The sequence below is a fragment of the Affinirhizobium lemnae genome, from assembly GCF_022968395.1.
Taxonomy (GTDB): Bacteria; Pseudomonadota; Alphaproteobacteria; order Rhizobiales; family Rhizobiaceae; genus Neorhizobium; species Neorhizobium lemnae.
In genome coordinates this window covers 114,244-125,710 of sequence record NZ_JALJQZ010000008.1, presented here as the reverse complement: position 1 = coordinate 125,710, position 11,467 = coordinate 114,244, and the positions used below count along the sequence as shown (strand labels likewise).

General features: G+C 58.6%; 11 protein-coding genes. 1 reads left to right on the top strand and 10 read right to left on the bottom strand.

What is annotated here, in order from left to right; all coding sequences use genetic code 11:
• Window positions 1–170: 170 nt before the first annotated feature.
• From MUU53_RS07535 to MUU53_RS07520, 4 genes are all read right to left on the bottom strand, one after another.
• Complete coding sequence (locus MUU53_RS07535) at window positions 171–506, bottom strand: hypothetical protein (protein WP_247260352.1); 336 nt, start codon at window positions 504–506, stop codon at window positions 171–173.
• Between the two features lie 86 nt (window positions 507–592).
• A complete protein-coding gene (locus MUU53_RS07530; protein ID WP_247260351.1) occupies window positions 593–1,444 on the bottom strand; it encodes a C40 family peptidase in 852 nt (283 codons plus the stop codon).
• Between the two features lie 8 nt (window positions 1,445–1,452).
• Entirely contained in the window at window positions 1,453–1,803 is a 351-nt protein-coding gene (locus tag MUU53_RS07525; RefSeq protein WP_137134886.1) for a MarR family winged helix-turn-helix transcriptional regulator, read from the bottom strand.
• Window positions 1,804–1,890: 87 nt separating this feature from the next.
• Complete coding sequence (locus MUU53_RS07520; protein WP_247260350.1) at window positions 1,891–3,279, bottom strand: leucyl aminopeptidase family protein; 1,389 nt, start codon at window positions 3,277–3,279, stop codon at window positions 1,891–1,893.
• Window positions 3,280–3,406: 127 nt separating this feature from the next.
• Between MUU53_RS07520 and MUU53_RS07515 the strand changes: the two genes are divergently transcribed.
• Complete coding sequence (locus tag MUU53_RS07515) at window positions 3,407–4,267, top strand: tetratricopeptide repeat protein (RefSeq protein ID WP_247260349.1); 861 nt, start codon at window positions 3,407–3,409, stop codon at window positions 4,265–4,267.
• A 97-nt stretch (window positions 4,268–4,364) separates the two neighbouring features.
• Here the strand turns inward: MUU53_RS07515 and MUU53_RS07510 are convergent, their stop codons facing one another.
• The 6 genes from MUU53_RS07510 to MUU53_RS07485 are packed head-to-tail and all read right to left on the bottom strand — an operon-like array spanning window position 4,365 to window position 11,464.
• Entirely contained in the window at window positions 4,365–5,345 is a 981-nt protein-coding gene (locus MUU53_RS07510) for a type II secretion system F family protein (protein WP_247260348.1), read from the bottom strand.
• An 8-nt stretch (window positions 5,346–5,353) separates the two neighbouring features.
• Window positions 5,354–6,358 carry a type II secretion system F family protein gene (locus MUU53_RS07505; RefSeq protein ID WP_247260347.1) on the bottom strand — a complete coding sequence of 335 codons (1,005 nt, stop codon included), beginning with the start codon at window positions 6,356–6,358 and terminating at the stop codon, window positions 5,354–5,356.
• Between the two features lie 17 nt (window positions 6,359–6,375).
• The gene (locus MUU53_RS07500) at window positions 6,376–7,887 is read right to left on the bottom strand and encodes a TadA family conjugal transfer-associated ATPase (protein ID WP_247260346.1); all 1,512 of its coding nucleotides are present in this window, start codon (window positions 7,885–7,887) and stop codon (window positions 6,376–6,378) included.
• A 33-nt stretch (window positions 7,888–7,920) separates the two neighbouring features.
• On the bottom strand, window positions 7,921–9,210 hold the full coding sequence (locus tag MUU53_RS07495; protein ID WP_247260345.1) for a CpaE/TadZ family protein: 1,290 nt from the start codon (window positions 9,208–9,210) through the stop codon (window positions 7,921–7,923).
• Window positions 9,211–9,224: 14 nt separating this feature from the next.
• On the bottom strand, window positions 9,225–9,896 hold the full coding sequence (locus tag MUU53_RS07490; RefSeq protein WP_247260344.1) for a CpaD family pilus assembly protein: 672 nt from the start codon (window positions 9,894–9,896) through the stop codon (window positions 9,225–9,227).
• 11 nt (window positions 9,897–9,907) lie between these two features.
• Window positions 9,908–11,464: a type II and III secretion system protein family protein gene (locus MUU53_RS07485; protein WP_377307191.1), complete on the bottom strand. Its 1,557-nt coding sequence runs from the start codon at window positions 11,462–11,464 to the stop codon at window positions 9,908–9,910.
• Between the last annotated feature and the right edge of the window lie 3 nt (window positions 11,465–11,467).

The following is an 11,467-nucleotide window of genomic DNA, read 5'->3' as shown; positions in this document are numbered from 1 at the left end:
TATCTTAAGCGAGAAAGTCGAGTCCTCTTCTAGCACCAAATTCCGGTTTTAGTTGATCCGATGTGATCCTGGAACAAGTCAAAAAAGCCCGGTTCGCCGGGCTTTTTTGTTGTCTTTTTTTCCAATAACCCAACGGTTTGGCGCGGAAAATCATCCCGTCGTTTCTAATGTCAATGCGGCAGGTCGTAAGGGTTCAATCCGGGCACCCAGGGCCGATTGGGCAGTTGCGTGCCGGTGTAGGTCACCCCGTCCTTCTCGCATCGCCAGGCAGCAACAGGAAAATCCGGAAAGACATCGCGGCGATCAAAACGACGATAGAGCGTCGCAGGCTGGCAATCACCGCTGTCCGAAGTCTCCACAAGGCTTTTCTGCGGTTTGACGCCGGGGAGATCCTTGAAGGTCGGAACCGGATTTCGAAGTTGCGGCTTGCCCTGTTCCGCCCCCGCAGCGGCAGGAAGAATGGTCACCAATGCCAGCAGTGTCATCGCAAGTTTACGCGGCGTCATCGTCGATACTCCGGTCGTCGTCCTTTATATAGGAAAGACGCCGGACAAACACCAACAGCGCGGTTGATGACCTTCACGTGAAGGTTTCAGAAGGGTGTCCGGAAGCCGGTCGGCCGATCGTAGAGCCACCCGATCCGCTCTATGGCAGCCTTCAGGTTCTCGCGCGCAACCGTCATGGTATGGCCGTTGGCATGAAGAAGCGTTTCCTCATCTTCCATGATACCGACATGGCCCTTCCAGAACACCATATCCCCCCGCTTCAGCGCGTCCTGAGTGATCTCGCGTCCAAAGGCCGCCAACATGTCGGAATCGCGCGGGGCTTTCATCCCGGCCATCATCATGGCGAGTTGCACGAGACCGGAACAATCAATCCCGAAGCCTGAGCGGCCACCCCAGAGATAGGGCGTATTCAGGAATTCTGCGGCAATCGCTACGTAATCGGCATGCGCCTCTTCGCCGATCGGAACGCAATGTTTAGCGATGATCGCACCACCGGTCGCGAGCAGGAAATAGCGGGTACCGCGCGTTTCCGCCTCGCCCGTCACGGTTACGCGGCTGCCAAGAGACAGCGCATGGAGCGGTACTTTGCGCAGTTCCGCTTCCGGATAGACGAAGGTTCGGGGAACACTGATCCAATGGGTGGGAACTGCCCGCGGCGTGAGGTCGCTTTCCGGCAGGTATCCCACATAACCGTCCTCCTCAGCCTGGACCCAGGCCCAGCCGTCCTTGCGGTCGAACACGCGAACGGGCTCGCCGAACAAAAGCTGCGTATCGATGCCGCGAGACAGATCAGGCGCTGGGCGCAAGTCGGCCACAGGAATGCCGATAGTTGCTGCCTCCCCTTCCACATAGCGCTCTGCTATCACCTGCCCTTCGAGCCGTTGATCGGCAAGATCCGGCCGGAAGGCGAAAAGACGGCGATCGAGGGGTGACGACATGATGAACCTCATGGAGCATTGCGGCGCGCTTCCTTGCGGATCAGGTCGCCGAGTTTTTCGAGATAGAGCGCACCGGCCAAGGTACGCTTGATGATGACGTTGCGGCGATCTGCCGGATCTCGCTCACGCTCGACCAGTTGAAGAGCGCCCAGACTATCCAGAGCGCGCGTGATGACGGGCTTCGTGACCCCGAGGGTCGCTGCCAGGGCCCGCACCGTGTGTGGCGGCGGAACCAGATAGATGTGGAGAAGAATGGAGATTTGCCGCAGCGTAAGATCCTGGCCGTCTTGCCGGACCTGCTCCAGCACGACGCGGTGCCAGAGGCCCAGCGCCTCGGTTGCCGTCAACTCCGCGGGCATTCCGTCTCCCGATTCCCCTTTTGCAGGCGGCACTCTCGCTCAAGGCCGCCTGTGATGCAACGGGGGATGCAACTGCGATGCACCCCATCAGCCAAGGGCGGAAATATGCCGGAACAGGGCGCGGATCGCCTGCGCCTCGCCGCCTACCGGACCCTGCGGCTTCTCGGTCGGCGACCAGGCAAAGATATCGAAATGCACCCAGCTTTCGGCGTTCGATACGAAGCGCTTGAGAAACAGGGCCGCCGTAATGGCACCGGCCATGCCGCCCGAAGGCGCGTTGGTGATGTCTGCCGCGCGGGAGCGGATGTCCTTTTCGTATCCCTTGAACAGCGGCAGCCGCCAGACCGGATCGGACTCCTTTAGCGACGCCGATGCAAGGGCGGATGCAAGAGCCTCGTTGTCGGTGAAGAATGGCGGCAGGTCCGGCCCCAGCGCAACGCGCGCGGCACCGGTCAGGGTCGCCATGTCGATCATCAGGTCCGGAGTTTCCTCATCGGCATAGGCGAGCGCATCCGCCAGAATCAATCGCCCTTCCGCATCGGTGTTGTCGATCTGGACCGAAATACCCTTTCGGCTGCGGTAGATATCCCCCGGTCTGAAGGCATTGGCAGAGATCGAGTTCTCCACGGCGGGAACAAGCACACGCAGATCGAGATCCAGCTCCGCACCCATGATCATGCAGGCGAGTGCCAGGACATTTGCCGCGCCGCCCATATCCTTCTTCATCAGCAGCATCGAAGCCGCAGGCTTGATATCGAGGCCGCCTGTATCGAAACAGACGCCCTTGCCGACAAGCGTAACCTTCTTTGCGCCTTTTCGTCCCCACCGCATCTCCAAAAGTCGCGGCGCCTCGGCACTCGCCCGACCAACCGTGTGAATGAGCGGAAAGTTCTGGGCCAACAGATCATCGCCGACGACGGCCTTCACGGTCGCACCGTAATGCGTGCCGATGGCATGGAAGACTTCGCCAAGCCGCTCTGGCCCCATGTCGTTGGTGGGCGTATTCACGAGATCCCGGGCCAGAAACACCGCTTGCAGGGTTCGTTCCAGCGCCGCCCGATCAACGCTCTCGGCAAGGGCAAGGAAGGCTTCCGGCGTCTTTCCCGTCTTGTAGCTATCGAAACTGTAGCCGCCGAGACCGAAGCCCAGAGCCGCCTGCTGCGGATCGAGGGATGGGGCTTCCAATCGCCAAAGGCCTGCGGGAAGCAGCCGCGCCAGCTTGCCGCAGGCAAACGGCGCCTCTTCAGGGTTCTTGCCGAGACCGAAGACGGCTCCCTTCAGTGTCGCCCCATCCCCTTGGAGCAGAAGAAAACTGCCCGCCTCAGCCTTGAACCCGGCTGCGCGCGCCCACGTCTCGTCAATCTTGGAGAGGACACCTGCTTCCAGTTCGGCGGGCGTGACGGCATAGACCGTCAAGGCCTTTGGATCGGAGGCAACGAAGGGTGACGGTCTTTCGATGAACTGATACGGCAGCATAGCGTCTTTCAACAGTGCGATTAACGATCTGTTAGGGTTAACAGATTATTGCTTGAGGTCATACAGCGCCATCTTCAGTTCGGAAAAATCCGCTACTTCATGGTGCACAGAGACTGGATTTCAGGCCATGACACGCACCTTCTTCACGTTTGCCGCCGAACGCCATTTCTGGATCAAAGCCCTTTGCGGCGTGGTGCTGCCGATCTCGCTCGCGTCCTGCACGACGTCGACGCCGAAGCGCGATAGAATCACCACCGGGTCGATCCCGACACAGATGCAGTCTCTGAACTTCGGCAAGCCGCTCGAACAGATGACCGCGGCAGAACTCGCGCAGGCTGAACAGACGGCAGGAAACGCTTACGAGCGTTCGCCCAAGGACAAGACCATCGGACTTGCCTATGCCAATGTCCTTCGCATGACTGGAAAGAACACGCAGGCGCTCGCCGTCATGCAGCAGGTTGCAATTGCCCATCCAAGCGATCGTGACGTTCTGGCCGCCTATGGCAAGGCGCAGGCGGCTGCAGGCCAGCTTGAGCAGGCACTCGCAACCATCGGCCGTGCGCAGACACCCGATCGTCCTGATTGGCGCCTCTATTCCGCAGAGGGTGCCGTTCTTGACCAGTTGGGGCGCTCCGATGAGGCACGCCAGAAATACAAACTCGCGCTTCAGGGCCAGCCGAACGAACCGAGCGTCATGTCGAACCTCGGCATGTCCTATGTCTTGTCCGGTGATTTGAAGACGGCGGAGAACTATCTCCGTTCCGCATCCAGGCTTCCAACGGCCGACAGCCGGGTTCGCCAGAACCTGTCTCTCGTCGTCGGCTTGCAGGGCCGCTTTTCCGAAGCCGAGCAGATTGCACGGCAGGAACTCAGCCAGAGCCAGGCAAATGCCAATGTGACATATCTGCGCTCGATGCTTTCCCAGCAAAATACCTGGGCCAAGCTTTCGGACAACAAGGGCGCGAAAGCGGATAACGCGACCAATTGATCAAGCCGCACTTTCCTTGAACATCGCATCCAATGAAAAGGGCCTCTCCGGTTTTGGAGCGGCCCTTTCAACATGTACCGGGATGGAGCAAGCCTTGTCAGAAGCGGTCGGCCACCTGAATACCTGCGGGACCGAGAATGACCGCAATGAGCACAGGCAGGAAGAATACGATCATGGGAACCGTCAGCTTCGGCGGAAGTGCTGCAGCCTTCTTTTCGGCCTCGTTCATCCGCTCGTCGCGACCTTCCTGCGCCAGCACGCGAAGAGCCTGTGCCACCGGCGTTCCATAACGGTCGGCCTGGATGAGCGCCGTTGTCACGGCTTTGACGATGTCGAGCTGCGTGCGGATGGCAAGGTTTTCAAGCGCAACACGCCTGTCGGGAAGGAAGGAAAGCTCAGCCGTCGTCAGAACCATTTCTTCGGCCAGAGGCGCTGATTGCTGCGCAATTTCCTCTGCCACGCGGCGCATGGCAGCTTCCAGGGATATGCCGGATTCGACGCAGATCAACATGAGATCGAGAGCATCCGGCCATGCACGCTTAATGGATGCCTGCCGCTTGGTGATACGGTTGGAGACAAAGATGTTCGGTGCGTAAAAGCCGATATAGGCCGCGGCAATCGCCACGAACAGGCGCACGGCAAACGGCTTATCTGCCAAGTTGCCAAGGCCGAAAATCCAGAAGCCGACGACCGCCAGAAACAGAAAGGGAAGCAGAAAGCGCGCGGCAAGAAACACGTTGAGGGCGTTTTGCGTGCGAAGACCCGCCGCCTTCAGCCGGTTGACCGTGTTGTCGTCGACAAGTGCCTGGCGAAGGTTGAACCGTTCCACAATCTGCATAGCGGATGTGTTGTTCTGTGTCCTGAGCGTTGCCCGGCTGGTCTCGGAATTCATTCTGGCGCGTTCGCGAAGTCGCATCTGTTCGCGCTCGGTGGAAACAGCCTTCATCCGCTTGTTAAGATCACGTCCCTCGAAAAGAGGCAGAACGAGCGTATAGATTGTTGCAAAGACGGCAACTGCGACAAGCAAGGCCAGCAGCATTGCAGGATCTGTAAGGCTGGCAGCCAGTTCTTCCGACATATCAGACCTCAGATGTCAAAGTTGATCATATTGCGCATGATGAAGATTCCGATCGCCATCCAGAAACCGGAGAACAATAGGATGATATGGCCTCTCGGATCGGTGAAGAGGATCGAGATGTAATGCGGCGAAGTGAGGTAGACGAGCGTTGCCACGATGAAGGGAAGCGCGCCGATAATGACCGCTGACGCCTTCGCTTCCATCGAAAGCGCGTTGACCTTGGCCTTCATCTTGCGGCGCTCGCGCAGAACCCTGGCGAGATTCTGAAGGGCCTCGGAAAGGTTGCCGCCAGCCTGAGACTGGATCGTGATGACGATCGAGAAGAAGTTGACTTCGGATAAAGGCATGGTCAACAGCATGCGGGCACAAGCTTCCGGCACACTCAGGCCCACCTGCTGCGCTTCGACTACACGCCGAAATTCGCTCTTGACGGGCTCCTGACCATCGGTCGCAATCAACCGGATCGCATCGTTCAGCGGCAGGCCGGAACGAATGGAGCGCACCATGACTTCCAGGGCGTTCGGCAATTCTTCGAGAAACCTGTCCTGACGTCGCTTGATGAGAAAACCGATGATCCAGCGTGGTACGCCTACGCCAGCGACAAAGCCCAGGCCGAGTATGGCGACTATCGGCATTCCGGCCATCAGGCACAACAAAGCGACAAGACCACCGAGCAAGGCGCTGAATGTATAGAAGCGACCTGGCGTCAACGGCAGACCCGAGCGCGGGAGCTTTGCCTTGATGCTCTGGCCGCCGAACTTCCTGTCCTTTTCCTTTTGTTTTTTTTCGAGATCCTTCAGGGACTCCTGCATCGATTTGCGACGCTTGGAAAGCTCCTGAACGCGGTCCTTGGCAGCCTTCACCTGTGCACGATCAATTTCACCTGCGGCCACCCGGCTCACCCGCGTGGTGGTCTTCTTTTCCACTTCGATGCGCGAAAAGAGAAAGGCATAGGCCAGTCCGGAAGCCGCAATGGCAACGAGGCCCGCAAGGGCGATGACAGTCAGATCCATTGCCGGCCTCTCCTCTATCAGTTGGACTTGACTTCCATCTGGTCCAGCGCCGCAGCCAGACGCCGCTCTTCGTTGTAATAGCGGGCGCGATCCCAGAAATGCGGCTTTGATATACCGGTCGATACGTGGCGACCGATGATGCGACCCATCGCATCTTCGCCCTCCATCTCGTAGCGGACGAGATCCTGCGTGACGATGACGTCACCTTCCATGCCCACCACTTCGGTGATGTGGGTGATGCGACGTGTGCCATCACGTAGACGCGCGGCCTGGACGATGACATCCACCGAACCCGATATGATTTCACGTACTGTCTTCGCGGGCAGGCTGAAACCACCCATTGCAATCATCGATTCCATGCGCGACAGGCACTCGCGCGGGGTATTGGCGTGGATGGTACCCATGGAACCGTCGTGACCGGTGTTCATCGCCTGTAAGAGGTCGAAAACCTCCGGTCCACGCACTTCACCAACGATGATGCGCTCCGGGCGCATACGAAGGCAGTTCTTGACGAGATCGCGCATGGTGATTTCGCCCTCGCCTTCGATATTGGGCGGTCGGGTTTCAAGCCTCACGACATGCGGCTGCTGAAGCTGCAATTCGGCCGTATCTTCGCAAGTAATGATGCGCTCATGTCCGTCGATATAGCGCGTCAGGCAGTTGAGCAGCGTTGTCTTACCAGAGCCCGTACCGCCAGAAATGACAACGTTACAGCGAACGCGTCCGATGATCTGCAGGACTGCGGCACCCTCCGGCGTGATCGACCCGAACTTGACCAACTGATCGAGCGTCAGCTTGTCCTTTTTGAACTTACGAATGGTCAGTGCGGGGCCATCCAGCGCTAAGGGCGGCGCGATGACGTTTACACGCGAACCGTCTGGCAGGCGCGCGTCGCAGATGGGCGAGGACTCATCCACCCGTCGGCCCACCTGGCTCACGATGCGCTGGCAGATCGACAGGAGCTGACCGTTGTCGCGGAACCGAATTTCCGATTCGACAGTCTTGCCGCTGACTTCGATAAAGGTTTGGCCGGCGCCATTCACCATGATGTCAGCAATATCGTCACGCGCCAGCAGAGGCTCCAGAGGACCGTAGCCCAGAACGTCATTGCAAATGTCTTCAAGCAGTTCTTCCTGCTCGGCGATCGACATCGCAAAATTCTTGATCGTGATGATATCATTGACGATATCGCGAATTTCCTCGCGGGCACTTTCACCGTCGAGCTTGGCAAGCTGGGAAAGATCGATCGTGTCGATGAGAGCAGAAAAGACCTGGGCTTTCGTATCGTAATAGCCTTCATCCCGGGCAGGACGGCGGCGTTGAGCCGCTCCGGGCGCTAGCGGAGGCGTTGCAACCGCCTGCCGGGATACCGACGCTGTCGGACCACTTCCGATATCGAGGAGAAGATCGGTAGATCCGTCAGGCTGAACACCCTGGCCCATCGAAGCCGTTGTCGGCTGAATAGGCTGAGGCACCGCCGTCGGCGAAACCGACTTGCCGAAGCCTTCATGTCCACGTTTTCCAAACATTCCGCGATCCAGTTCCTAAACCTGATGTCAGTCTTACTTACGAGCGAGCAGTCCCAACATCTTACTGAGACCACCCTTCCTGATCTTCTTTGCAGAATTGCGGCCCGTCACCACGTGAGCGATCTGGGAAAAGGTTTCCGCCGTTGGCGATTTCGCATCGAGTTCCGAAATCATGCGACCACTGTTTGCGGCATTGCCGAACAGCTGGGCGTCGAACGGAATGATGGCAATCGGTTCGACTTCCAGCGGCTGCAGGAAATCGGATGGCGCTATTTCCGGACGCTTTGGCATGCCGACCTGATTGAGAACCAGATGCGGCGCCTTGTCGTTGGGGCGCAGCCTCTTCAGGGCATCCAGCAAATTCTTCGTGTTGCGCAGATTGGCAAGGTCGGGAGTGGCGGTGATGACGATCTCGTCGACCTCCGCCAACAGCGAACGGGTCCACTCGTTCCAAGCATGTGGAACATCCAGAACAGCGACTGGAGCGCTGCGCTGCAGCACGTCGACGACGGGCTGGAAGGCAGCACGATCGAAATCATAGGCGCGGTCCAGCAATGAGGGCGCAGCCAGCAGAGACAGGTGTTCAGAACATTTTGTCAGCAGACGGTCGAGAAAGACTTCATCCAGTCGTTCAGGCGCATAAACCGCTTCTGCGATGCCTTGGGCCGGATCCTGGTCGAAATCGATATTCGCCGTTCCATAGGCAAGGTCCAGATCGGCAAGGATGGTCTCGGTAGAGAAAAGCGACGAGATGCCGAAGGCGCAGTTATGTGCAATCGTGGACGATCCCACGCCGCCCTTTGCGCCTATGAAGGCGATGGAACGACCAAGTGGTTCCGCTTCCGGGTCGACGAAGATCGCTGCGATAGCACCGAGCAGATCAGGCATCTTCACCGGCCCGACCAGATATTCGGAAATGCCATTGCGAATCAGATCGCGGTAGAGCGAAATATCGTTATGTCTGCCGATGACGATGACGCGCGTGGAAGGATCACAAACCTGTGCCAGCGGAGCAAGCTCCATCAGCACATCGGCAGGTTCAGCATCGGTTTCGAGGATGATCAGATTGGGCGTTGGTGCCGCGGCAAACATGTTTGCTGCCGCATCCGTGCTGCCACTGGTAACCCGAAGGTTAACCTTGGCCATGCGCCGATCCTGACCCAGACGCTCCATCACCCGATGCATCGTATCGGTTTCACAGAATGCATGCACGGAAATGCGCGGCAGCGGACGCAGCGCCTCCAGATCGGCGGGGCGGCTGTGTTCCTCGATTGCCTCTGGCGATCCGCCCGGCGTCCGGATCTCGTAATCGATCGCGCTCATGTCAGCTTACCTGCTCAGTTCGAGTTGATCGTGATCGTCGTGCTGTTCGTGTTCGTACCGCGATAGGTGTTGATCACCTGAGAGCGCTGAACGGCATCGATCGGGGTCTGGGCGCGCGGTCCGAGCAGATCGGTCGGGCTTTCCAACTGGGCAGCCAGATTGTTCTGCGAGGCGCAACCGAAATTATACCAGTTACGATTGCCAAAGGTATTGTCGGACAGGTCTTCCGGCCATTCGCCGCAAGCGCCTGTCACGGCCTTGGTGGCGACAAAGGAGAGCCGGATGGGGGCGGCATCGTTATGGCCGCCTGCGCTGTAGCGTGCCATGACGATGCGGTCGCCACGAATTCCGGCCGTCTGCAGGGTCTTCCGGATATCGCCAGCCATGTGCGCCGCCGCACCGGCGTTGACCGATCCCTGCGGTACCTGGATCTGCATGAAACCGGCAGAGGAGTTGGCGAAGTTCTGTGCGAAGCCCTTGACCGTGTCACGCATCCCCAGCGTCATGCGGCTATCGTTTGCGCCAACCGGAATATCGAGCGCCGTCTGGGCGTCGGTCAGAACGATTGGGTGACGTTCGCGGTAGTCCATGGGGATGGAGCCGGTTGTCAGTTGGCTATTGCCGCAGCCCGTAAGGAGACCGGCAGAAAGTAGAAGGAGAGCCGGAGCAATGGATTTCGTGAACATTCTCGTGCCTCTCACTTATAGATGAAACCAACGGCGCCATGGTAGGGAGCGGCCGGAACGGGGTCTTTCCGTCCGTAGATCTTGTTGACGCGGTTGAGGAAATACATTGCTGCATCGTTTTCGGGATTGAAGTTGTCATCCGGGCGCGCAAGCTGATTGCGGGCAACCGGGCGCACAAGATACGGCGTCGCTATGATGACGAGTTCCGTCTCGTTGCGGATGAAGTCCTTGCTGCGGAACAGGGTGCCCAATACCGGCACCTTGGAGATACCCGGCAGACCGGACATGGCCTGGCGGACATTGTCCTGAACAAGCCCGGCAATCACGATCGAACCGCCCGATGGGAGTTCAACGGATGTTGATGCCTCACGCTTGCGGATCGAGAGGTAGGTGTTGCCCGGTACAGAGAGCGAGGAGCCATTGCCGGTCGTCGCAGAACCTTCGTATGTGGGCTCGGAAACATTGGTCTCGATATTGAGGGCAATGCGTCCGGCCGAGAGCACCACCGGCTTGAAGTTCAGCTCGACACCATAATTGACGGTCTCGAGGCTCCGAGAAACCGTAGGACGGTTCGTCGTGGTATCCAGCGACACCTCCTGCTGGCCTGCCAGGCGGAATTCGCCACCGACGTAGAACTTAGCCTGCTGACCGGAGATCGCTGTCAGGCTGGGCTCCGCGAGCGTTCGCATGACGCCTGCCTGCTCCATGGCATTGACATAGGTCGAGATCGCAGTGGTTCCGATTGAACCGACGACACCACCCAATCCACCGACCGCTGCAGCGTTTCCGAGGTTGACCGGATTGGCGAAGGAAATGCCACCACTGGCCGAGCTGCCTGTCGTTTGCACCGAACCATTAAAGCCCAATTGCTTCAGGACCTGACGATTGACCTCGGCAACGGTGACCTTCAGCGTTACCTGATCCTCGCCTTGAATTGTTAGAAGATTGACGATCTGCGACACTTGGCGATCTTCGGCATAGATCGCGACACCCTGCTGATTACCGCCGCCCGAAGCGGTGCGATTTCTCGTGGTTGCTTCACCACCCTTGAGGAAGGCCTGCGCCAGCTTTTCTGCCTGCGCGGCGTCCTGCGGCGTGCGCACGGTGCCGGTCAAAACGATATTGTCCGACACGATTTCGACCTTGATGTCCGATTCCGGCAGGAAGCGACGCAGATTGGCCTGAAGGCCATCGATGTCGCGCTCGACTTCAAGATCCAGGCTCACGATCTCCTGCCCGCCGGGGCCAAAGATGAAGATGTTCGTCTGACCGACCGACTTTCCGAACAGATAGATGCGTCGCGAGGTTCTTGTCACCGCATCGGCCAAAGCGGGATCGGCAACAAGGATATCATGCGCATCCTGCGGCAGATCAACGACCAGCGCCTTGTTGAGGCCAAGCTTCAGCCGCTTGTGCACGCCCTTCCCCGATTCGGAGATCCGCACTATATTGTCTGATGCGGCTTCGGCGGTATCCGTTGACCGGAGGACCGCCAGATCCGATAGGGCAAGGCAGACGCTCAAGGAAGCGACTGCGGAGGCTCTGTAAATTCTTTTCCAGGATGTCACGGT